General features: G+C 62.8%; 20 protein-coding genes and 1 riboswitch. Of the genes, 7 read left to right on the top strand and 13 right to left on the bottom strand.

All coding sequences use genetic code 11. The annotated features are described in order from the left end of the window. Positions 1-64: 64 nt before the first annotated feature. The gene (locus JP75_RS01475) at positions 65-919 is read right to left on the bottom strand and encodes a LysR substrate-binding domain-containing protein (protein WP_035078064.1); all 855 of its coding nucleotides are present in this window, start codon (positions 917-919) and stop codon (positions 65-67) included. 97 nt (positions 920-1,016) lie between these two features. On the opposite strand from JP75_RS01475, the gene JP75_RS01470 reads away from it, so the two are divergent. Together JP75_RS01470 and JP75_RS01465 are read left to right on the top strand one after the other, a co-directional pair. Then, positions 1,017-1,904, top strand: a complete 888-nt coding sequence (locus JP75_RS01470) for a PhzF family phenazine biosynthesis protein (protein ID WP_035078062.1) — start codon at positions 1,017-1,019, stop codon at positions 1,902-1,904. Positions 1,905-2,002: 98 nt separating this feature from the next. Continuing rightward, complete coding sequence (locus JP75_RS01465) at positions 2,003-3,235, top strand: epoxide hydrolase family protein (RefSeq protein WP_201772889.1); 1,233 nt, start codon at positions 2,003-2,005, stop codon at positions 3,233-3,235. 64 nt (positions 3,236-3,299) lie between these two features. Here the strand turns inward: JP75_RS01465 and JP75_RS01460 are convergent, their stop codons facing one another. The 11 genes from JP75_RS01460 to JP75_RS01410 are packed head-to-tail and all read right to left on the bottom strand — an operon-like array spanning position 3,300 to position 16,673. Next, complete coding sequence (locus tag JP75_RS01460) at positions 3,300-4,940, bottom strand: GMC family oxidoreductase (RefSeq protein WP_051960096.1); 1,641 nt, start codon at positions 4,938-4,940, stop codon at positions 3,300-3,302. A 1-nt stretch (position 4,941) separates the two neighbouring features. Continuing rightward, positions 4,942-6,159 carry a mandelate racemase/muconate lactonizing enzyme family protein gene (locus JP75_RS01455; RefSeq protein WP_035078060.1) on the bottom strand — a complete coding sequence of 406 codons (1,218 nt, stop codon included), beginning with the start codon at positions 6,157-6,159 and terminating at the stop codon, positions 4,942-4,944. A gap of 10 nt (positions 6,160-6,169) precedes the next feature. Continuing rightward, complete coding sequence (locus JP75_RS01450) at positions 6,170-7,585, bottom strand: aldehyde dehydrogenase family protein (protein ID WP_035078058.1); 1,416 nt, start codon at positions 7,583-7,585, stop codon at positions 6,170-6,172. A gap of 7 nt (positions 7,586-7,592) precedes the next feature. After that, the gene (locus JP75_RS01445) at positions 7,593-9,167 is read right to left on the bottom strand and encodes a dipeptide ABC transporter ATP-binding protein (protein ID WP_035078055.1); all 1,575 of its coding nucleotides are present in this window, start codon (positions 9,165-9,167) and stop codon (positions 7,593-7,595) included. Further along, positions 9,164-10,009 carry an ABC transporter permease gene (locus tag JP75_RS01440; protein WP_035078051.1) on the bottom strand — a complete coding sequence of 282 codons (846 nt, stop codon included), beginning with the start codon at positions 10,007-10,009 and terminating at the stop codon, positions 9,164-9,166. The genes JP75_RS01445 and JP75_RS01440 overlap by 4 nt, the downstream gene beginning before the upstream one ends. A 3-nt stretch (positions 10,010-10,012) precedes the next feature. Further along, entirely contained in the window at positions 10,013-10,972 is a 960-nt protein-coding gene (locus JP75_RS01435; RefSeq protein ID WP_035078048.1) for an ABC transporter permease, read from the bottom strand. A gap of 56 nt (positions 10,973-11,028) precedes the next feature. Next, positions 11,029-12,657 (bottom strand): ABC transporter substrate-binding protein, encoded by a 1,629-nt coding sequence (locus JP75_RS01430; RefSeq protein WP_035078044.1) that lies wholly within the window; start codon positions 12,655-12,657, stop codon positions 11,029-11,031. Beyond that, positions 12,635-13,633 (bottom strand): LysR substrate-binding domain-containing protein, encoded by a 999-nt coding sequence (locus tag JP75_RS01425; RefSeq protein ID WP_244446230.1) that lies wholly within the window; start codon positions 13,631-13,633, stop codon positions 12,635-12,637. Before JP75_RS01425 ends, JP75_RS01430 begins: the two co-directional genes overlap by 23 nt. Positions 13,634-13,674: 41 nt before the next feature. After that, positions 13,675-15,120: an NAD-dependent succinate-semialdehyde dehydrogenase gene (locus tag JP75_RS01420; RefSeq protein WP_035078042.1), complete on the bottom strand. Its 1,446-nt coding sequence runs from the start codon at positions 15,118-15,120 to the stop codon at positions 13,675-13,677. 2 nt (positions 15,121-15,122) lie between these two features. Next, on the bottom strand, positions 15,123-15,629 hold the full coding sequence (locus JP75_RS01415) for a formaldehyde-activating enzyme (RefSeq protein ID WP_035078040.1): 507 nt from the start codon (positions 15,627-15,629) through the stop codon (positions 15,123-15,125). Between the two features lie 21 nt (positions 15,630-15,650). Beyond that, positions 15,651-16,673 carry an aldo/keto reductase gene (locus JP75_RS01410; protein WP_035078037.1) on the bottom strand — a complete coding sequence of 341 codons (1,023 nt, stop codon included), beginning with the start codon at positions 16,671-16,673 and terminating at the stop codon, positions 15,651-15,653. A 201-nt stretch (positions 16,674-16,874) separates the two neighbouring features. Continuing rightward, positions 16,875-17,089, top strand: a riboswitch (cobalamin riboswitch). A gap of 256 nt (positions 17,090-17,345) precedes the next feature. Between JP75_RS01410 and JP75_RS01405 the strand changes: the two genes are divergently transcribed. From JP75_RS01405 to JP75_RS01385, 5 genes are all read left to right on the top strand, one after another. Next, positions 17,346-18,329, top strand: a complete 984-nt coding sequence (locus JP75_RS01405) for a DUF1852 domain-containing protein (protein ID WP_035078036.1) — start codon at positions 17,346-17,348, stop codon at positions 18,327-18,329. Positions 18,330-18,357: 28 nt separating this feature from the next. Then, positions 18,358-19,386 carry a methionine synthase gene (locus JP75_RS01400; RefSeq protein WP_035078035.1) on the top strand — a complete coding sequence of 343 codons (1,029 nt, stop codon included), beginning with the start codon at positions 18,358-18,360 and terminating at the stop codon, positions 19,384-19,386. 125 nt (positions 19,387-19,511) lie between these two features. Further along, positions 19,512-20,012, top strand: a complete 501-nt coding sequence (locus tag JP75_RS01395; protein ID WP_035078034.1) for a flavin reductase — start codon at positions 19,512-19,514, stop codon at positions 20,010-20,012. Positions 20,013-20,029: 17 nt separating this feature from the next. Then, on the top strand, positions 20,030-20,884 hold the full coding sequence (locus JP75_RS01390; RefSeq protein WP_035078503.1) for a methylenetetrahydrofolate reductase: 855 nt from the start codon (positions 20,030-20,032) through the stop codon (positions 20,882-20,884). A gap of 133 nt (positions 20,885-21,017) precedes the next feature. Continuing rightward, positions 21,018-22,019: a bile acid:sodium symporter family protein gene (locus JP75_RS01385; RefSeq protein WP_035078033.1), complete on the top strand. Its 1,002-nt coding sequence runs from the start codon at positions 21,018-21,020 to the stop codon at positions 22,017-22,019. Positions 22,020-22,040: 21 nt separating this feature from the next. Here the strand turns inward: JP75_RS01385 and JP75_RS01380 are convergent, their stop codons facing one another. Then, positions 22,041-23,111, bottom strand: a complete 1,071-nt coding sequence (locus JP75_RS01380) for an ABC transporter ATP-binding protein (RefSeq protein WP_035078032.1) — start codon at positions 23,109-23,111, stop codon at positions 22,041-22,043. Positions 23,112-23,116 lie beyond the last annotated feature (5 nt).

The raw sequence follows: 23,116 nt of genomic DNA, 5'->3' as shown, positions 1-23,116 counted from the left end.
CCCGCGGTTGTATCTTGCGCTGGTTGCTAACTGCCTGGCCGATCCTCTACGCGTCAGAGAAAATCTATTTCATGCTTATCTGCTTTTGCAGCCACTCGCAAAAGCCGCGCGGGGCAGGGCGATTGTCGTCTTCCCGAATGAGCGCAAAATACCAGTCCGGCCCCTTGAGGACGGTGTCGAGCGGCGCCACCAATTGACCGCTCTTGATGAGCGGATGGAATAGCGTGGGCGATAGCAGAGCGACGCCGAGTTCTGCCACGGCCGCATTGGCGATCAGCTCGAAGATCGAATAGTCGACACCGGCAAAGCGCAGATTGGCGGGCATGTTGAGGCCCGCGCGCGCGAACCACTTGCCCCAATCGGGATGGGGCAGGAGATCGAAGCCGGTGAGATCTTCCGGCGTGGCTAGACGGCGCGCGCCCAGAAGTGCGGGTGCGATCATCGGCGTCACATCCACCGGCATGAGCGGAAATTCTTCAAGACCGTCCCACCCGCCGCGACCGGTGCGGATGGCGACGTCGAAGGCGGCGGGATCTCGGAGGTCCGAGGAGATGTCGAGTTCGATGGCGGCATCGCCGGGCGCCTCGAAATCCGACAGTCGCGGTGCCAGCCAGCGACCGGCAAAAGTGGGCGGCACGGTCACCCGCAGTGGCGCGGCCGCTACCTGAAACTCGCCAATGGCCTCGGTGATCCCTTCGAGCGCCTGGCGAATCCGGCTTGCCAGCGTTGCGGCCCCGGGCGTCGGCACCACGCGCCGGCCGACACGGGTAAAGAGTTGCTGGCCCAGCTCTGTTTCAAGTGTCCGGATGCGCAGACTGACGGCCGCTGGGGTCAGTGCCAACCGGTCGGCCGCGGCGGCGAAGCTGCCCGCACTGACGCACACTTCGAAAATGCGCAGCGATTCAAGCGACGGCCGAATGATAAGTTCTCCTTGTCATATGGACAAAGAATGCGCGTTTTGCCGCGCCATTGCGCCGGTGCACACTCGCTCCTGTCAGAACGATAGGAGCTCCGCAATGACATCGCAATCGACCAATCCGGTTTTGACGGCCGGCCTCATCGATGTCTTTGCCGAAACCTCATTGAGCGGCAATCCGCTGGCGGTAGTGGAGGATGCCGACGATCTCTCCGAGGCGCAGATGCGCAGCATAGCCCGTGAATTCAATCAGGCCGAAACCACCTTCATTATGAAAAGCGATCGGGCCGACTTCAAGCTGCGTTCGTTTACTGCCGCGGGCGCGGAAGTGGCCGGCGCTGGCCACAATGCCTTGGGCGCCTGGCTGTGGCTGGCCGAGAGTGGACGGCTCGGGCAACTCCACGGTACGCATCGGTTTCGCCAGGAAATTGGCAACGAAGTGCTTGGCGTCGAGCTGCGCGCGGCCGACGGCCGGATTTTCGGCCATATGAGCCAGTCGGCCCTGACACTGGGGCCATTGCTCGACGATGTCGTGCCGCTGGCGGCGGCCCTGGGGCTGTCTCCCGATGATCTCGACGACAATCTGGCGCCGCGGGTTGCCGACACAGGTGTTTCCCACCTGCTGGTATGCCTTCGCGATGCATCGACGGTGGATCGGGCAGAGCCTTCGGCCAAGGTGCTTCTCAAGGTATTGGCCGGGGCTTCTGCCGAAGGCTGCTACGTTTATGCGCTCGACCCCGAGAGGCCGGGCCACGCCTATGCGCGGTTTTTCAATCCCACTGTCGGCCTCTGGGAAGACGCGGCAACCGGTACTGCCGCCGGTCCGCTGGCTGCCTATCTCGCCAGTCGAGGCCTGATCGCCGATAGCCTCGTGGTCGAGCAAGGGACGCGCATGGGGCGGCGCAGCATCATCCATGTCCATTCCGGTCTGGTGCCGGAAATTTCGGGCGCCGGCGTCGTGGTCATGCGGGGCATCATCTCGCTCTAGCCTCGCCTCGCCACACGGCTTCACTCGTGACTTCGCATCCAACCTCGAACGACCACCGGTCGGGCGCCAGCCCGCTCGTCTCAACAAAGGACCTTGTCATGACCCTTAATCGCCGCAGCTTCAACACGGCCATGCTCTCGTTTGCGGCCGCACTCGCCACGCCATCCGCCTTCGCACAAACCAGGGAGAACGAAGACATGCTCGCCATCACCCCGTTCAAGATCGACATTTCCGATGCCGACCTGGCCGATCTCAAGGAACGCCTTGGCCGCGCCCGGTTCCCCGCCGTAATCACCGAAGACTGGTCGCGCGGCCAGCCCCTGAGCCTCGTCAAGGAGCTGACGGACCAATGGCTCAATGCCTATGACTGGCGGCAGCATGAACAGGACCTCAATCGCTATCCCCAGTTCATCACCGAAATCGACGGCCAGCCCATCCATTTCGTGCATGTCAAATCGCCGGAACCTGATGCCCTGCCGCTGATCCTTACGCATGGCTGGCCGGGCAGTTTTGTCGAATATCTCGGTCTCGTCGGGCCCTTGACTGATCCCAAGGCCCACGGGCTCGATGGCTCCATCGCCTTCGACGTCGTCATCCCCTCACTACCGGGATTTGGGTTTTCGAGTCCCCTTGCCGCAACCGGATGGGACAGCGCCCGCACCGCCAAGGCATGGGACACGCTGATGAAGGGGCTGGGCTATAAGCGTTATGGTGCCCATGGCGGCGATGCCGGGGCATTGGTGGGGCGCGAGCTTGGCATTCTGGCGCCCGAGGGCCTGGTTGGCACCCATTTGCTGCAGATTTTCGCCTTCCCGTCCGGTCAGCCCGATGAAATGGAAAAGCTTTCGCCCTTTGAAATGGAAGGCATGGCCAACCTTGCCAATTTCGAGAAATATGGCGGTTACCAGGCTATTCAATCCAAACGTCCAGGCACGCTCGCCTATGGGCTTGTCGACTCGCCGGTCGGCCAGCTCGCATGGAATGCCGAACTCTGGTTCGGTTTTGAAGGCGGCGGCGCGGCGCATGTCGACCGCGACCTCTACCTCACCACCAATTCCATCTATTGGTTCACCGCCACCAGCGGATCGGCCGCCAATGTCTACTACGAAGATACCCAGACGGGCAGCGGCTATCGGGAAGTTCCCAACCCCACGCCCACCGGGGTAGCCGTTTTCCCCGAAGATTTCCGATCTGTCCGCAGCTTTGCGGAGCGCTCGAACAATATCGTCCACTGGACCGAGATGCCGAGCGGCGGACACTTTGCAGCATCGGAAAGCCCGGAGCTGCTCGTCGAAGACATTCGCAAATTCTTTGCCGGCCTCGGGGGCTGAAGCGGGGCCATTCAGCATAGCTGGTTGGTGGCACTCAAAACGCCGTCCCTCGAACCGGTGTGGGCTAAGCCGTAGTTTCGGCCGCCATCAATGACCAGCGCCGACGAACGAGCTCGGCGCCGCGTTCTGCCACCATCATCGTCGGGGCGTTGATGTTTCCTGCGGTGATGTTGGGGAAGACCGATGCGTCGATGACGCGCAGGCCTTCAATGCCATGGACGCGCAGTAGCGGGTCTACAACGCTGTCGCTCGCGTCGGGGCCCATCCTTGCCGTGCCGCATAAGTGATAGATCGACCCGCTATTGGCGCGGAAATAGTCCAGTAGCTCACCGTCGCTTTGCGCCTCCGCCGAGGGCGGCATTTCGGTTTCGGTGATGGCCTTGAGCGCCGGCGCGGTCATGATGCGCCGCACCAGATGGCTGGCCTGCAGCACTTCTTGCTCGTCGCGCGCAGTGCTCAGGTAATTGGGGCTGATGCGCGGGGCGGTCGCTGGGTCGGGAGAGGCGATGGCGACACGGCCGCGGCTGGTGGGTCGGCAGGAATTGAAGGCGAGCAGGAAACCGGAATAGGGCTCGGGCTTGAGGCCCGCCCTGGGGTCGGATGGGATGCGATAGGATAATGGGTTGAAGTAGAGCTGGATATTGGGGCGCGCTTCGTCTGGCGACCCGCGCAGGAAAGCCCCCGCCTGGTTGACGCTCAACGCCAGTGGTCCCTTGCGGGTGAGCCCATAGCGTAGCGCCTGACGGACCTGCCCAAACAGCGTGCCGAGGTCGTCGTTGAGGGTGGGGACCAACGAACGATAATAGAAACTGGCGCAGAGATGATCCTGCAGATTACGACCAACGGCTGGCAGATGGTGGCGCGTTTCGACGCCGACTGCCTGCAGGTCCGCCCCGTCGCCAATGCCCGAGAGCTGCAACAGGGCCGGCGTTCCGACAGCGCCGGCAGCGAGGATGACTTCGCGGCGCGCGATGAAACTTTCCGCCCCCGCCTCGGTTCGCGCCACGATTCCGGTGGCGTGGCGCTGGTCATCGAGCACGATGCGCTGGGCATGGGCATTGCGCAGCACACGCAGATTGGGGCGGCGGAGCGCGGGACGCAGATAGGCCATCGAGGACGACGAGCGGACGCCGTTGCGGGTGTTGATGTCGTATATGCCCGCGCCTTCGATATCTTCGCCGTTGAAATCGGGGTTGAGCGGCAGTTGCAGCTCGGCGCAGGCTTCGAGGAACTTGGCCGTCACCGCATGGGCCTGGTTGCGCATGGGCGTGACGTGGATGGGGCCGGTGGCGCCGTGGTAGGGGCCGTCCCCCGCGGGATGGGTTTCGAGCCGCCTGAAATAGGGGAGCACATCCTCATAGCCCCAGCCCGGATTGCCGGCATCAGCCCAGTCGTCGAAATCTGCGGCAGCGCCGCGCACGAAGATCATGGCATTGATCGAGCCCGAGCCGCCCTGCACCTTGCCGCGCGGCGCGTAGATGCGCCGGCCATCGAGCGCTGCTTCAGGCTCGGTCCAGTACATCCAGTTGACCTTGGGATCGTAGTAGGATCGGGCATAACCCACCGGCACGCGGAACCAGGGCGAGGAATCGTTGCCGCCGGCTTCGAGCAGCAGCACGCTGACATTGGGGTCTTCGCTAAGCCGTGCTGCCACGATACAGCCGGCCGAGCCGGCGCCCACGACGATGTAGTCGTATGCGGTCATATCAGCCTCGGGCCGGAGCAAAGGCTTTGACGTCGGCGGGGGCGGCGTCCATCTGCAGGTGGAGGCGCCGGCCGGTATAGGGCGAATGGGCTTCAACCACCGCCATGTCGAGTTCGACGCCCAGGCCTGGCTCGCGCGACGGAATGAGATAGCCGTCCTCGACCACCAGCTTGTGCTGGAGGATTTCGGCATAAAAGCCCGAGAAATCGACGATGGCCTCATGGATGAGGAAATTCGGGGTGGCTGCAGCAAGCTGCATGGAGGCGGCGGCGCCAATCGGGCCGTTATAGAGGTGCGGCGCGATCTGCGCATATTTGGCCTCGGCCATCCCGGCGATCTTCTTTGCCTCCAGCAGGCCGCCGACGCGGGCCACGTTCATCTGCAGGATCGACGCAGCGCCGGTTTCCAGTACGCGCTGGAACTCGTATTTTGTGGTCAGCCGCTCGCCGGTGGCGATGGGGATCGAAGTCGCGCGGGCGACTTCGGCCATGGCCGCCTCCTGCCCGGGCGGCACGGGTTCCTCGAACCACAGGGGATCGAATTTCTCTAGCCGTTTGGCGAGGCGAATGGCCGAGGCCGGCACCATCTGGCCATGCGTGCCGAATAGCAGGTCGGCGCGGCCACCGACGGCATCGCGCACCTTGGCGCAGAATGTCTCGCAGCGCTCCATGACGCCGATGGACAGGTGATGGCCCGAATAGGCGGTGTAGGGGCCAGCCGGGTCGAACTTGACCCCGGTAAAGCCCATGCCGACCATTTTGGCGGCGCATTGGGCCGCCAGATCGGGGTCGTTGTAGTCGTATTCGCCAGCGGCATTCTTTGGGTAGAGATAGGTGTAGGCGCGTAGCCGCTCATGCACCATGCCGCCGAGCAAAGCGTGCACCGGCCGGCCGGCGGCCTTGCCGATAATGTCCCAGCAGGCGATCTCAAGGCCAGAGACGATGCCCATCATCGTCGGATCGGGCCGCTGGGTGAAGCCGCTCGAATAGGCGGCGCGCCAGAAGCGCTCGATATCGTGCGGATCGTGGCCCAAGAGGTAGCGCTCGAAGACATCCTCGATCAGCGGCACGAGCGCCGTGGGATGAAAGGCAGTGGCATAGATTTCGCCCGTGCCGACGATGCCATCCTTGGTCGTCAGGCGCACGAAGATCCAGTACATGCCGCCGATATGGGGCGGCGGCACGGCGACGACATGGACGGAGAGCTCGGCGATCTGCATCACAAAAATCCTAGTGCTTGAGAACCACGAGGCGGGTCTGGGTGAATTCGAGCATGCCGTGCTTGCCGTCGTCGCCGCCCAGGCCCGAGCGCTTCCAGCCGGCGTGAAAGCCCTGATAGGGATCGGCCGGGAAGCGGTTGACGTAGAGTTCGCCCGCTTCAATGGCGTCGGCAAAGGCCATGACCATGCGGTGGTCATTGGTGAACAGCACCGAGCTCAGCCCGAATTGGTGATCATTGGCCAAAGCCAGCGCCTCGTCAGCGGTATCGAAAGGCAGGACGGCGAGGACCGGGCCGAACACTTCGTCAGCGACGATTTCCATGTCCTGTCGGCAGTTGGACAGCAGGGTCGCGGGGTAGAAATAGCCGTCACCCGTCGGGAGTACGCCGCCTGCTTCGAGCTTCGCGCCCTGAGCTAGCGCGCGTTCGACCATGGCGTGCGTGTTGGCCTGCGCAGTCCTGGTGGCGAGCGGACCCATGCGATCGGCATCTTCCCCCCGATCGCCGAAGGTGCGCGCGGCAAAGCCGGTGCGCAGCCGCTCGATCAGCGCGTCATGGATCGAGCGATGCACATAGACGCGCTCGGGCGCGGTGCAGAGCTGGCCGCAATGGGTGGTCTTGGCCGCCAGCAATTGCGCCCCAACGACATCGATGTCGGCGTCGGCCGCGATGATCACCGGGGTCTTGCCGCCAAGTTCGAGCGACGGCTTGGCGATATTGGCCTTGCAATAATCGAGCACCACGCGTCCGGCGGTGAGGCTGCCGGTCAGGGTGATCATCCCCACCGCCGTATGGGTGCAGGCAGCGCGGGCCACGTCATGAGACATGGTCAGGATATTGACGACGCCCGGCGGCAGGTCGGCGGCCAGTGCCGCTTCGGCCAGCACCAGAGCGGAGGTCGGCGTCGAGTTGCTGGGGCGTACCACGACCGTGTTGCCGGCAATCAGCGCCGGGGCGATTTTGCGCACCAGCGTGTAGATTGGGTAGTTGAACGGAATGAGGCAGGCGACGACGCCGATCGGCTCGCGCTTGAGCAGCAGCGTTTCGTCCGGATTGTCGCTGGGAATCACCTCGCCTTCGATGCGCCGGGCCCATTCGGCGTGATAGCGCATCAGTTCGGCGCCGTAGATGGCCTCCCCGCGGGCATCGGCCAGGCTCTTGCCCGACTCGGCGGCCAATGCTGCACCGATGGCATCGGCCCGGGCTTCGATCGCGTCGGCGAACCGGCGCAGCGCGTCGCCGCGGGCGATCGAAGGCAGCTTGCGCCACGCAGGCTGGGCTCCCGCGGCCGCGTCCACCGCGGCGACGGCGTCGGCCTCGCTGGCCGACGGCACACTGGCAAACACGGTCCCGGTCGCGGGATTGCGTACCTCGATGAAATCCGCGGAGGGCCGGAACGCGCCATCAATGAAGTTGCGATAATCCATGCGGTCCTCAGAAGGTGCCGCGGCCGGGAGCCGCGTCTAGAAGGGTCTTCGTGTAGGGATGTTGGGGCGCGCCGAGCACCTGGGCGGCGGTGCCGCGCTCAACGATCTCGCCCTTCTGCATCACCACGATTTCATCGCTGATCTGGGCTGCTACGCGCAGGTCGTGGGTGATGAAAACGATGGCGAGGTTGAGCCGCTGCTGCAGGTCGCGCAGGAGGTCGAGCACCTGCGCCTGTACCGACACATCGAGCGCCGAGACGCTCTCGTCGGCAATCAGCACATCGGGCTGCATCGCAAGTGCCCTGGCGACGCCAACGCGCTGGCGCTGGCCACCGGAAAAGGCTCCCGGCTTGCGCCAATAGGCGCTCTTTTGCAGCCCAACCATCTCGAGCAGGTTTTCGGTGCGGCTGCGCGCTTCGCTGGCGCTGGCGCCAGCCAGCCTTGCCCCGCGGGCGATCATGGGCCCGATGCGGCGGCGCGGGTTGAGCGAGCCGAACGGGTCCTGGAAGATCATCTGGATAGAGCGGCGCTTGCTGCGCAAGTCCGAGGACGAGAGGCCCAGGATGTCGGTGCCCGCGACTTCGACCCGCCCGCCCTTGGCCTCGATCAGCCTGATCATGGCCTTGGCGAGTGTGGATTTGCCGCAGCCGGATTCCCCGACGATGGAGACGACGCGCCCCGGCGGCAGCGACAGCTCGATATCCTTGAGCACCGACACGCTGCCATAGGCGTGGTGAAGGTGCTGGACGGTAAGCACCGGGGCCGCGTCGGCCGGCACGGGTCGATCATGCGGCGTCAGGCTGGGCACTGCAGCGATCAGCGCCTTGGTGTAATCGTGGCGCGGCGCAGTCAAAACCTGTTTGGCATCGCCGATCTCGACGATCTCGCCATGTCGCATCACCGCGACGCGGTCGGCAATATCGGCGACGACACCGAAATCATGAGTGATGAAGACAATGCCGTGGCCATGCAGATCGCGTAGTTCGCCGACCAGCTTGAGGACCTGCGCCTGCGTCGTCACGTCGAGCGCCGTAGTCGGCTCATCGGCGATCAGCACGCTCGGATTCATCGCCAGCGCCATGGCGATCACCACACGCTGGCATTGTCCGCCCGAGAGCTGGTGCGGATAGGACTTGAGGATGCGGTCGGGATTGGGCAGGCGCATGGATTCGACCAGGGCGCGGGCACGACGGGCGCGCTCTGCAGCGTCGAAATCCGAGTGCAGTTCGAACACTTCCTCGATCTGTGCGGCCACGGTCAGCGCCGGATTGAGCGAGGCCATAGGCTCCTGGAATATCATGGCGATGTCACGCCCGCGAATGGCGCGGAACTGGCTCTCGCGGAGCGGCACCAGGTCGGTTTCGCCGAGCAGGACCTGGCCTCCGGTGACGGCAAGGCCCTCGGGTGCCGCGCCCATCAGGGCGCTCGACAGTACCGACTTGCCCGAGCCGGATTCGCCGACGATGCAGAGGATTTCCCCGGCATGCAGGTCAAAGCCGGCATTATGCACGGCATAGGGGCGGTCGGCGCCCTTGGGCAGGCTCACGCTCAGGTTGCGGACACTCAGGATTGGCTTGCTCATGTGCGGCGTCCTTGGGCATCGGAGACTTCGCGCAGGCCATCGGCCAGGAGGCTCAGCCCCAGCATCAGCGACGAAATGGCGATGCAGGGAAAGATCACCAGATGGGGAAAGGCGATGGCCATGGCTCGCCCTTCATTGACCATCGTGCCCCAATCGGGCGTCGGCGGCGGTAGACCGAGGCCGAGAAAGCCCAGCGTGCCGATGGTAATGGCCGTGTAGCCGAGCCGCAGGCAGAAATCGACGGCGAGCGGCCCGGTGGCATTGGGCAGTACATCGAAGACCATGATGCGCCACGCCCGCTCGCCCTGCGTCACGGCTGCCGCCACATAGTCGCGGCTGGCGACGTCCATGGTGATGCCGCGCACGATGCGGAAGATGGCAGGCGCACTGCCAAAGGTCACCGCCAGTACGATGTTGAACGGCGAGGAGCCGATTACGACGATGATGACGATATAGAGCACCAGGACGGGAAAGCTCAGCACGACATTGGCGAAGTAGGACAGGACGGCATCCACGCGGCCTCGCCAGTAGCCGGCGATCAGGCCCAGCGTCACGCCGACGAGGTAGGCGGTGAGTGTGGCGAGAGTGGCGAACACCACGACGGTGCGGGCGCCATAGATGAGCCGCGAAAGGATGTCGCGGCCAAGCATGTCGGTGCCCAGCACGAATATGCCACCGGCCGGATTGGCCGCGCCCGGCTGCATCAGCGGGGCGATGGTCTTAATCGGGTCATAGGGCGCCAGCAGCGGCGCGAAGATGGCGACGAACAGCCAGCCGAAGCTGAGCACGGCGCCGATGACGACCACCGGATTGGTGATGTAGGGCAAAATGGCCTTGCGCATTGGCTAGCTCCTGCCCATGGCGGCATCGACCAGCGATACGCGCGGATTGAGCCAGCTATAGGCCAGGTCCGACAGGATCTGCGTCGTGACCACCACAAGCACGCTGATCATGGCGCAGGCCTCCACCAGATAGATGTCGCTGTTGAGGGCGGCGTCGTAGAGCAGCGTGCCAAAGCCCTTATAGGCATAGAAAACTTCGACCACGATCACGCCCGACAGTAGCCAGGGAAACTGCAGCATGATGACGGTCACCGGCGTGATCAGAGCGTTGCGCAGGGCATGGCGCAGCACGATACGCGCCGGGCTCGCCCCTTTGAGGCGTGCCGTCCGCACATAGTGGGTGCCCATGACATCGACCATCGAGGCCCGAGTCACGCGCGCCAGGTAACCGGTGGAATAGAGCGCCAGCACCAGCACCGGCAGGATGATTTCTGCCAGCGAGAAACCCGACAGCATGGTGCTCGCGCCGGGCAGCCACTTGAGCCAGAAAACGAAGACCGCGGACAAGAACACCGCCGAAGCGAAATCGGGAATGGAGGTGGTCAGGATGGAGACCAGCGACACCAGCCGATCGAGCAGCGAGCCCGGCTTCATGCCAGCCAGCACGCCGGCGATGAGGCCAACCGGCACGATGACCAGCAGCGCCCCGCCGGCCAGGATGCCCGATGCGGCCAACCGACCGGGGATGAGGCTCGCGATCTCGGTGCGATAATAGGTGGAGGTGCCCCAGTCGCCGGTCACGAAGGCGCCCAGCCAGCGCAGATAGCGCAGCACGACGGGGTCATTGTAGCCATTGGCGGCAAGCCACGCCGTCCGCTGATCGGCGGTCGAGAACTGGCCGAGCACCTTGACGGCCACGTCGGCGACGTTGACTTCGAGGGCGAGGAAAACCAGGACCGACACCGTCAGCATGGTCGCAATGGCCCCGCCGAACTTGCGGATAATGAACAGGGTAACGGCCACGCGCCACCTCCTTGCGAAACGGATGGCGGGCCGCCCGGAGGCAGCCCGCAGCGGGATCAGGCCTGAGCGAGCCAGACACCATCCATGCGGAAGTAGTCAGCCGGGTGCAGTTCGAAGCCGCGCACGGTCTGGGCTGCTGCCGTAAAGCGGCTCGGCCAATAGGCCTGCACCATCACGGCGGCGTCGCGCAGGATCGTCTCGACCTCACGCATGGCTTCTGGACGCTTGGATGGGTCCACCACAGCCATGGCCTTGTCGAGTGCCGCATCGAATTCGGGGCTCGCGAAGTGGCTTTCGTTCCAGGCGCCACCCGTGCGATAGGCCAGATCGAGCGTCATCGAGCCAAGCGGACGATGGGCCCAGAAGGTCAACCCAAATGGCACCTTGTCCCACACCGGCCAGTACTGTGAAGCGGGCAGCACATTGAGGGCGAGCCGGATGCCGGCCTCGGCCAGGTTCTGCTGCAGTACCTGTGCGGTATCCTGCTCCCACTTGCCCTGGGTATTGCCCAGCGTGATCTCGAGGTCGATGCCGTCGGCATAGCCGGCTTCTGCCAGCAGCGCCTTGGCCTTGGCGACGTCGCGCGGAATGGCCTCGAGCGGGAAGTAATCCGCCTGGCTCGGCGAAACATGGAAGTTGGCGGCCAGATCGCCCTCGCCGCGATAGGCGATATCGAGCATCTGCTGGTTGTCGGCGGCCAGCAACACGGCCTGGCGCACGCGGATGTCGTCGAACGGCTTCTGGTCGACCTGCATGCGCATGACGAGCGTGTTGGCCGCGCGACCGGAAAGCACCTGCACATTGGGCAGCGATTTCATCAGGTCATATTCGGCGATGGTCGTGCGGTAGAGGATGTCCACCTGTCCGCTGGCGAGGGCAGCGAGGTGGGTGGTGATGTCGGCGCCGAGATCGATATAGTGGATCTCGTCGAGATGGGCCGGGGTGCCCCAGTAATCGGCACGCTTCTTGAAGGTTGCCTGCCGACCGACTTCATAGGTTACGAGGCTGTAGGGGCCGGTGCCGATCGGATTGGCCGGCCAGTTGGCCCCGTCGGCCTCGAAATTGCGATGCAGGATCGGGCAGGTATAGGAATAGAGCTGCTCGGGCAGCGAGGATACCGCGCGCGACAGGGTGATGCGGAAGCTGTGATCGCCGGTCTTTTCCACATTCGAGATGGCGGCGAAGGCCGTCTTGTTGGACGACTGGCTTTCCGGGGCGATCCAGCGCTGGATGTTGAAGATCACGTCTTCAGGCGTCAGCGCATCGCCATTGGACCAGACCGCACGCTCGTCAAGTTCGAAGTCCCAGGTCTTGAGGTCGCTCGACGGCGTCCAGCTCTTGGCTAGATAGGGATGGGTGACGTTGTTGGCATCGACATAGGTGAGGAATTCGAGGCTGTTGCGGAAGAGGTTCGACGCCTCGATCCAGCTCGTCAGCATCGGATCAGTCAATTCCTGGATCTGGCAGGCAAAGCGCAGGGTACCGCCATCCACAGGGGTTTCGTCCTGCGCCAGCGCAGGCTCTCCCATGCCGAGGAATGCGCCCGCCGAAGCCATGGACACGCCTAGCCAGGCCGTGGCGCGCAGGAAGCCGCGGCGGTCGATGGTTCCCGAGCGAACCTGTGCGCACAGATCGGCAACATCCCGGTGCAGGGGTGCGCCGCTATTGGTTTTCAGTTCGGTCATGCTTGTTCTCCTCCATGACGGTTGATAGGTCCGAGTTGGATCGGACCACGCGCAGGACGGGCTTTTCGCCGTCGTTTCCATTGCGATTTCTGAAGCGGCTGATGAGCCAGGAGCGGAAGGCCGAGATCAGCGGATCGCCCAATCCCTCCGCATCGATCTTGAGGTAGTAGCCGAAGCCCTCGTAGTGCTCGGCGGCGACCGGGACGACGAGACGCCCGCCCACGATATCGTCGTGGAACAGCACAGGATCGACCAGGGCGAGCCCCTGTCCGGAGAGTGCGTATTGCACCGCCAGGCTGGCACTGTCGAAGGTGAGGCCGCGCGCCACCGAGACTTCGCCGAATCCGTTCTGGCGCATGAAGCCCTGCCAGGTGTGGTAGGGCTCGGTGTCGACGATCTTGACGTGGACGATCTCGTTTTCCGCCACCAGGCGCCGCAAGTCCAAGCTGCCGCTGCTCACCAGGTCCGGGTGGCAGAGGATCGTAGGCCGCTCCTCCCAGAGCAGGTCGGTAATCCACTCGTCCACCGACGGACGATCATAAACCACGGCAATATCGAACTCCTTGTCCGGCCCGCCATAAGGGGTCGAGACATCGAGCACGACATCGGGAAAGCTGCGCCGGAAATCGGTCAGCAGGGGAATGGTGAGCTTCATGGCAAAGCTGGGCGGCAGGTTGATGCGCAGGCGTCGCTGACGCTGGCCATCGGGGGCGCTGACGGCGTCGATCGCTTGCTCGATCCGGTCGAAGCCGCGCGCCACGCCCGCCAGCAGCGTCTGTCCGTCTTCGGTCAACGCGATCGACTTGTGTCCGCGTTCGAAGAGCTTGCGACCGAGGCCGTCCTCCAGCGAAATGACATGGCGGGAAAGCGCGCTCTGGGCGATGTTGAGGGCAGCGGCCGCCGCCGTGAAGCTGCCGAAGTGGGCGACGGCCTCGAAGGCCCGCAAGGCGTTGAGAGGGAGGCGGCGGCGATCCATGGCTGGATCCTTCCTGGGCTGGGGGGAACGCGCCTCCATGATTACGCCGAAAGCCCCCCGAACAGCACGTATTTGCTCTCCAGATATTCATCGAGCCCTTCGCTGGCGCCCTCGCGCCCCAGGCCCGATTGCTTGATGCCGCCAAAGGGCGCGACCTCGGTGGAAATGACCCCTTCATTGATGCCCACCATGCCCGCCTCGAGCGCGGCTGCCACCCGCCAGGCGCGAGCCAGATCGCGGGTGAAGAAATAGGCCGAGAGCCCGGTTTCGGTGGCATTGGCCAGGGCAATGGCTTCGGCTTCGCCCTCGAAGCGGAAGAGTCCGGCGACCGGGCCGAAGGTTTCTTCGCTGGCCAGGGCCATGTCGCTCGTCATGCCGGTGAGCACGGTCGGTGCATAGAACAGCCCGCCGCGCGCATGAGCCTTGCCACCCGTCAGCACGGTGGCGCCCTTGGCGGTGGCATCTGCAACATGCCGCTCGACCTTGTCGAGCGCCGGCTGGTTGATCAGTGGTCCCTGCGCGGCGCCGTCTTCTTCGCCGGGCGCGACTTTTAGGGCGGCGACGGCCTCGGCCAGCGCCGCAGCATAGCGATCGTAAATGCCATCCTCGACGAGGATACGGTTGGCGCAGACGCAGGTCTGGCCGGTATTGCGGAATTTCGACGCGATGGTGCCCCGCACCGCCACTTCGATATCGGCATCGTCGAAGACGATCAGCGGCGCGTTGCCGCCCAGTTCGAGGCTAAGCCGCTTGACCGTATCGGCCGCCTGCCGCATCAGCAGTTTGCCGGTGTTGGTCGAGCCGGTGAAGCTCAGCTTGCGCACGAGGGGGCTCGCCATCCAGACGCCGACCACGTCGGCGGGCGATCGTGTGGTGACGACGCTGACGACGCCGGCGGGGACACCCGCCGCTTCGCCCAGTCGCGCCAGTGCCAGTGCCGATAGCGGCGTATCCTCGGCGGGTTTGATGACGATGGTGCAGCCAGCGGCCAAAGCCGGGCCAATTTTGCGGGTGATCATGGCCAGTGGAAAGTTCCACGGCGTCACGGCCGCGACCACACCCACCGGCTCTTTCATGACAACGATGCGCGCATCGGCGCGATGACTGGGCACGACGCCACCGTGGGCCCGGCGGCCTTCGTCGGCGAACCAGGTGAGAAATCCGGCAGCATAGGCAACCTCGCCCTTGGCCTCTGAGAGGGGCTTGCCCTGCTCGGCGGTCAGCAGGCGCGCCAGCTCATCCTGATTGGCCAGCATCAGCTCGGCCCATTTGCGCAATACGGTCGAGCGCTGGGCCGCGGTGGTTTGGCGCCAGCTCTGGAATGCGGTCGCCGCTGCCTTGAGCGCGGCCTGCGCCTCGGCTGGGCCGCAATCGGGCACGGCGGCGATTTCGCTTCCACTGGCGGGGTTGAGCACGGCGAAGCGCTTGCCGCTCGTCGCGTCCGCCCAGTTGCCGCCGATCAGCGCCTGCCGTTCTACCAGTTGCATGTTCAGGCAACCTTTGGCGTGAAGAACGGATTGCCAATGGTGGCAAGTCCTGCCCGCAATTCGTCGCGGCTGGGCCACTGCTTGATCAACGAGCGCTTGGCGGCCATGTAGGTCGCCGCCTTGTTGTTGGCATAGACCTCTTCGGCGCTGTCGGCGGCCGGATTGACCCAGACGGCGGCGATGGCAAGCCAGTCATCCTCCGCCTCCGGCGGCAGGGTGCCGTCCAGCAATGCGCCAGTGATGCCCGCCGCCACACCAGCCTGGGCCGGCCCCCAGGTCATCGTCTCGTGCGTGCCCGGCTGCAACACCGCCTTGGCGATGAACAGGGTCACCGGCTTGGCCGGCAGGTTGGGCTTGAGGATGGTCTGGAATGGCAGGTGACCAGGACCGGGGCTGGCCGCGGCAGTCGCGACGGCGCCGGAAATGGGGCCGCTCTTGGGGCCGATATAGAGATTGATATGGGCAGCGTTCGGGCCGGAGCCTTCAAAGCCTTCACCGATGAACAGCATGGTTGTCTCCGGGAATAGGGATCAGGAAATAGCAGCGAGGGCAGGCGCCGGGGCGGGTGCCGGGCCGCGGGCGCGACGGATGGGGTTATAGTCGTTGATCACGTCGCGCGGCCGGTACGGCTCTTCGAGAAAGGCTCGCTCTTCGGCCGACAATTCGAACGTGAGGGCGGCAATGGCCACCATGAGTTGTTCGGGGCTTTCCGCACCGACCAATGGCACAGAGCTGTTGCCCGAGCCTATCACCCAGGCTTGCGCGACCTGGCTGGGCGGCACGCCGCGCTGGCGGGCGACCTGGTTGACGCGCGCGGCGATCTCCTGGTCGATGGCGTCGCCAAACCAGTCGAGATAGGGGTCAAACGCCGCCCTGCCGGGGGTGCCGCCACCGGCGAGGTAACCGCGCGCCAGCGGCGAGAAGGTGGTGACCGCAATGCCCTCATCCTGGCAATAGGGCATCATTTCGCGCTCTTCCTCGCGGTAGAGCAGCGAATACTGGCACTGCATGTTGACGAAACGGGTCCAGCCCTTCTGCTCGGCGACATGGTTCATCTTGGCGAATTGCCAAGCATACATCGTGGACGCGCCGATATAGCGGGCCTTGCCGGAAACCACGATGTCATGCAGGGCCCGCATGGTTTCCTCGATCGGGGTTTCCGGATCGAAGGCATGGATGACGTAGAGGTCGACATAGTCAGTGCCCATCTGGGCCAGCGAGCGGTCGATGGAGGCCATCAGGTGTTTTCGCGATAGGCCGCGATCATTGGCATCGTCGCTCATCGGGTAGAAGGCCTTGGTGGCCAGCACCAGCTTTTCGCGCTCGGTCATCGACAGCAGGGTGCGACCGACCACCCGCTCGTTGAGCCCGGTCGAGTACCAATCCGCCATATCGAAAAAGTTGATGCCGGCATCGAGCGCGGCCTTGAGGATGGGTACCGAGCGGTCCTCGTCCAGCACCCAGCCCTTCCATTTGGAAGAGCCGATGCCCATGGTCCCGAGGCAAAGCGATGACGTCTTCAGGCCAGTCTGGCCAAAGCGAGGGTAGTGCACGGCGATGTCCTAGTAAGTCTCCCTTGCCTCAACCATGCGCGTCGCGCCCACCGATTGGCAAATAGACTTATTCGATGGTGCTATGCCGAAATGCGATAGCAAACTGCGAGCAACCGGAGCTTTCAGAAGATCGGCGTTGCCCGGATGATGTAAAGATATAAAGATATCTTTATGTGCTATTGACTCCGTGTGGCAGGTGCGGGAAAGTGAGGCTGCCTAGGTTCCCCTGTCGTTGCCTGCAACGCACGGGGGCTAAGAGGGAAGTCGGTGCCCCGTCTCGTTCGGGAAAGCCGGCGCTGCCCCCGCAACTGTAAGCGGCGAGCTGATGTCCACCATGTCACTGGGGTAGCCCCCGGGAAGACGGACGGAGGCGATGATCCGTGAGCCAGGAGACCTGCCTTAGGCGAAATAACGTCCACGGGCGGGGTGTCCTGGTGTGCCGTAGCATGGGCTGCTTTGCGGCCTGGCTTGCTATGCGTTCACTGAACCCATGCCTCCAACACATTGGGGCACACATGTCTCAGAGTAAAATTCCAGTCGGCATCCTTGGCATGCCATCCGCCGGTTTCGGGTGCACTTCGTGCCTCGGCGAGGACCGCGCGCTGTCCAGACGCACCGCCGTCAAGACCGCCGCCTGAAACACCAAGAACGACAACAGAGCGCCAAACCAAAATGACCAAAGGCCTGAAATTCGCAATCAAGAGCGTTGCCTTCGACGAGGACTACAAGCCCTCTGAAAATACGCGGATCACGACCAACTTTGCCAATCTGGCGAGGGGAGAGAGCCGCCAGGAAAACCTGCGCAACGCCTTGAGAATGATCGACAATCGTTTCAACGCCTTGGCGCATTGGGATAACCCCAAGGGCGACCGCTACTCGGTCGAGCTCGATATCATTTCCGTCGAGCTGAACTTTGGTGCCGAAGGCAATGGCGATGCCTTTCCGTTGATTGAAATCCTAAAGACCAACATCGTCGACAGGAAGACGAACGACCGCATCGAAGGCATTGTCGGGAACAATTTCTCGTCTTATGTGCGTGACTACGACTTCAGTGTGGTGCTGCCCGAACATAATAAAAACCAGGCCAAATTCAGCATTCCGGAGAGCTTCGGTGACCTGCATGGAAAGCTGTTCAAGGCTTTCCTGACGTCGGATGCCTACAAGGCGAACTTCAGCAAGCTGCCTGTTATTTGCATCAGCGCGTCGAGCAGCAAGACGTATCAGCGGACTGAAAATCAGCACCCCGTCATGGGCATCGAATACAAGCAGGACGATTTTTCATCGACCGATCAGTATTTTGCGAAAATGGGGATGCAGGTTCGCTACTTCATGCCGCCAAACAGCGTGGCCCCACTGGCCTTTTACTTCATTGGCGACCTGCTGGGCGACTACACCAATCTCGAGTTGATCAGCACCATCAGTACGATGGAGACGTTCCAGAAAATCTACCGGCCGGAAATCTACAATGCCAATTCGGCGGCAGGGGCGATTTACCAGCCGGATCTGAAGCACCAGGATTATTCGCTCACTCGCGTCGTCTATGACCGGGAAGAACGAAGCCGGTTGGCCGTCGAGCAGGGCAAGTTCGCCGAGGAACACTTCATCAAGCCCTACAAGTCCGTGCTTGATCAGTGGTCCGCCAATTACGCCGCCTAAGACAACCACGACGACAAGGTCGCCTATCATGAAAAGACTTTTGCCAACCTCCACTGCCGGCAGCCTGCCGAAGCCGTCCTGGCTTGCTCAGCCCGAAAAACTCTGGTCGCCCTGGAAATTGCAGGGCGAGGAATTGATCGAGGGCAAGCAGGATGCCCTGCGCGTGACCCTCGCCGATCAACGGCAGGCAGGTATTGATATCGTCAGCGACGGCGAACAGACGCGCCAGCATTTCGTCACCACGTTCATCGAGCACCTCGACGGCGTCGATTTCGAGAAGCGCGAGACCGTCAGAATTCGCGATCGCTACGATGCGAGCGTGCCCACTGTCGTTGGCGCCGTCTCGCGCCCCAAATCGGTTTTCGTGGAGGACGCCAAGTTCCTGCGTCAGCAGACCAGCCAGCCCATCAAATGGGCCCTGCCAGGACCGATGACCATGATCGATACGCTCTATGACGCACACTACAAGAGCCGCGAGAAACTGGCCTGGGAATTTGCCAAGATCGTCAACGAAGAAGCCAGGGAACTGGAAGCGGCGGGTGTCGATATTATCCAGTTCGACGAGCCGGCATTCAACGTCTTCTTCGACGAGGTGAACGACTGGGGCGTTGCCACCCTCGAAAGGGCGATCGAAGGTCTCAAGTGCGAGACGGCGGTCCATATTTGCTATGGCTATGGCATCAAGGCCAATACCGATTGGAAAAAGACGCTCGGGGACGAGTGGCGGCAGTATGAACGGACTTTCCCCAAGCTCCAAAAGTCCAATATCGATCTGATTTCGCTCGAGTGCCACAACTCGCACGTTCCGATGGATCTCATCGAGCTCATCCGCGGCAAGAAGGTCATGGTCGGGGCCATTGACGTGGCGTCCAACACCATCGAGACGCCGGAAGAAGTCGCCGATACGCTGCGAAAGGCCCTGAAGTTTGTCGATGCGGACAAACTCTATCCCAGCACCAATTGCGGCATGGCCCCGCTGTCCCGCGCGGTGGCGACGGGCAAGCTGAATGCCTTGAGCGCAGGCGCTGAAATCCTCCGCAAGGAACTCTCGGCCTAGCGCCTTCGGGCTCCATCCAGTCGACCGTGCCGGCTTCTTCGGCATGGTCGGACCGGCCCAATACGAACAGGGCGCGCGCCGTGCGCCTCGTTTTTTGTTCATCTCAGCGCACCAGAGAGACCAACATGAACATGGTGGATCACCGTTTCGACATTGTGGACCAAGCCACGTATCGCAACGGCATGTCGCGCCTCGGCACCTCAGTCAGTGTCGTCACCACCCTGTCTGGCGGCAAGCGCTTCGGCTTCACGGCTTCGGCCGTCTGCAGCGTCAGCGATACGCCCGCAACACTGCTCGTCTGCATCAATCGCGGGAGTTCGTCTTTTCCGGCTTTTGAGGGCTCGCGCTATTTCTGCGTCAACACGCTGATGCCGGGTCAGGAAGAGATATCGGACGTCTTTGGTGGCAGGATGCCGAGCAGCGACCGGTTTGCACATGGCGAATGGGGCGACGGACTTACGGGTGTCCCCGTGCTGGCGAATGCTTCGGTGAGTTTTGAATGCGAGCTGACCAATGCCGTCGACGAAGCAACTCACCGCGTCCTTTTCGGACGCGTGATCGACATTCGAGAGAACGAGGAGCGGGCAACACTGCTCTATTGCATGCGCCGTTATCTCCGCGGCTAGACCTCCAGAGTTTTCATATGTTTGCCCCGGAACCAGTCACTGGCCGTCCGCTCCCCGCGTCAATCGAAATCCTGCCCAGACAGATCCCGGCAAATGATCAACTCGCGATATTGCTGCCTGCGGGAACGCGGGTCTACCTCGCTGACATCGGTGGCCCCAACTCCGAAGCCGAAATGCTTCAGGCGGCACGGCGTCTCAAGGATATCGGCTGCGTTCCCGTGCCGCATCTGGCGGCACGGCGGATCGCAGGCCAAGAGGCCCTGGAGAGACGCTTAGGACAACTTGCCGAGCATGCCGGTGTCGATGATGTCCTCGTGGTTGGCGGCGGCATCGCTACGCCCATGGGCCCCTATGCCAGTGCCATGGATATCCTGGATAGCGGCATTTGCGATCGGTTCGGTATCAAGGACATAGCCGTCGCAGGTCATCCCGAAGGCAGTCCAGATTTTACCGAAACATTTGCAATCGATGCCCTTCGGCAGAAGCAGGATTTTGCCGACCGAAGTGGTGCGCGCTTGCGTATCGTCACCCAATTCGGCTTTGACCCCATGCGTGCCGTGACATGGGCGGAGACCCTTGCAAAGATTGGTATCGATGCTCCAGTGCATATCGGCGTCGCGGGCCCAGCAACCGTCTCGACACTGCTCAAATATGCAAGGCTTTGCGGTGTGGGAAACTCACTCTCGATGTTCAAGAGAAGCGGGGGCAGTCTTTTGTCGCTCACGACCGGCTATGTGCCGGAAGCCTTTGTCACGACAATCGAGGAACAATTGCCCATTTCGGCACGACCGGTCATCGTGCAGATGCACGTATTTCCATTCGGCGGGCTCGAAGGGGCAGCGAGCTGGCTGCGCCAACGGGGATCATGGTAGTTCCGAAAATGGTAGTCGGGTCTCTAGGAGCGGCAAAACGCTCGCCAACGAATTCCAATCGCGGATGGTGACAATGAGCATTGCCCCATTCCTTTATTCTGCAACCTCTCTCTGATTGATCCGGCACAGCACAATGTCACTCGCTAAACGCCTGAAGCGCTTCGGTCTCGATTACTACCTGTTTCTGCTCGTCGGTACCGTGGTGCTGGCTACGCTCTTGCCTGCATCCGGTATCGGGGCGGAGATCGTCGATCAGGTCGCCTATTTCGCCGTCGCCTTTCTGTTCTTCCTCTACGGCGCCAAGCTCAATACCAGTGCCATCGTGGCGGGGATCACCAATTGGCGGCTGCAAGGACTGGTCTTCGGTTTTACCTACCTGCTGTTTCCGCTCTGCGGCCTCATACTGGCGGCCGCACTGTCGCCGTGGATTGAGGACGAGCTGGCGATCGGTATCGTCTATCTTTCCGTCCTGCCGTCTACCGTGCAGTCGTCCATCGCCTTTACCTCGATAGCGCGTGGCAATGTTCCTGCCGCCGTCTGCGCCGCATCGACGTCCAATATTCTCGGTGTTTTCCTCACCCCGGCTCTGGTTGCCCTCCTTCTCCACTCCTCGGGCGAAGGGATATCGCTTCAATCCATCATGGATATCGGGCTGCAGATCCTGGCGCCCTTCATTCTTGGCCAGTTGCTTCGGCCGCTCGTCGGCGGCTTTATCAGCCGGCACACGCTCCTGACGCAGGTGGTCGATCGCGGCTCCATTCTCATCATCGTCTACTCGGCCTTCAGCGCCGGCGTGATCGCCGGTATCTGGGAGGAAGTAGGCCTCGGCAGCCTTACGATCATCATCGTGGCCGATATCCTGCTTCTTGCCTTTGTCATGGTGAGTACATGGTTGGCAGGACGCGCCGCCGGGCTTGACCCCGCTGATCGGTTGACGCTGCTGTTCTGCGGCTCAAAGAAGAGCCTCGCCAGTGGTCTGCCCATGGCCAATATCCTGTTCGCGGGGCAGGCCGTCAGCATGATCATTCTGCCCCTGATGCTCTTCCATCAGATTCAGCTTTTTGTCTGCGCTGTTATCGCGCAACGCGCGGGTCATCTGGCTGACGAAAGAGTACAACAGGCGGCTACGGCGTAGCGGACGCCCCCAACAGATGTTTTACCGTATCCTTTCCCCGCTCGTCGCGTCGAAGAGAAAGGCGCGCGCTGGATCGAAGCCGGTTTCAAGAGCCGTACCGCGCACGACATTCCTGCCCTCGCGCATTTCGAGCGTCAGGGGGTGGGAGCTACCCGAGCCCACATAGGCGTAGGACGCGCCGCCCAGATGCTCGACGAGATCGACCATGACGCTCAGGCGTACCGGCAGGTTGGGACCAAAATGCTCGGGCCGAATGCCGAGCAGAAGGTCTCGGCCCGGCTGTGGGCCTGAGCCCAGCGACAGCGAAACTTCCGCATTGCCGTGATCGGTCAGTCGGATCACCCCGTTTTCGTCCTGCCGGGCGCGCATAAAATTCATGCGCGGAGAGCCGATAAAGCCGGCGACGAAAAGATTGGCAGGATCATCGTAGAGGGCAAGGGGCGTCCCTGCCTGTTCGACGCGGCCGGCGCGCAGCACCACGATCTTGTCGGCCAGCGTCATGGCTTCGACCTGGTCGTGGGTGACATAGATCATGGTCGCCGCCAGTTCGGTATGCAGCCGGGCAATTTCGAGCCGCATCTGTACGCGCAGTTCCGCGTCGAGATTGCTCAGCGGCTCGTCGAAAAGAAAGACGTCCGGCTGACGGACGATGGCCCGGCCGATGGCCACGCGCTGGCGCTGGCCGCCGGAAAGCTGCTTGGGCTTACGGTCGAGCAATTCGGTCAGGTGCAGCGCGCTGGCCGCTTCTGCAACCTTGCGCTCGACTTCAGCGCGAGGCATGCCGTTCATCCTGAGGCCGAAGCCGATATTGTCGCGCACGCTCATATGCGGGTAGAGCGCATAGGACTGAAAGACCATGGCGACGCCCCGCTCTGACGGGTCGAGTTTCGTCACATCGCGCCCGCCAATGGTGATGGTGCCGTCGCTGACGCTTTCGAGCCCGGCAATCATGCGCAACAGGGTCGACTTGCCACAGCCGGAAGGGCCGACAAAGACGACGAATTCGCCGTTCCCAATCTCGAGGTCGACGCCGTGGATGATATGGGTCTCGCCGAAAGACTTGCGGACTTTGGAAAGCGACAGGCTCGCCACGGAAA

The sequence above is a fragment of the Devosia riboflavina genome (genome assembly GCF_000743575.1).
GTDB lineage: Bacteria > Pseudomonadota > Alphaproteobacteria > Rhizobiales > Devosiaceae > Devosia > Devosia riboflavina.
Note: the sequence above shows the minus strand (reverse complement) of the source record. Positions and strands in the feature narration are given on the sequence as shown.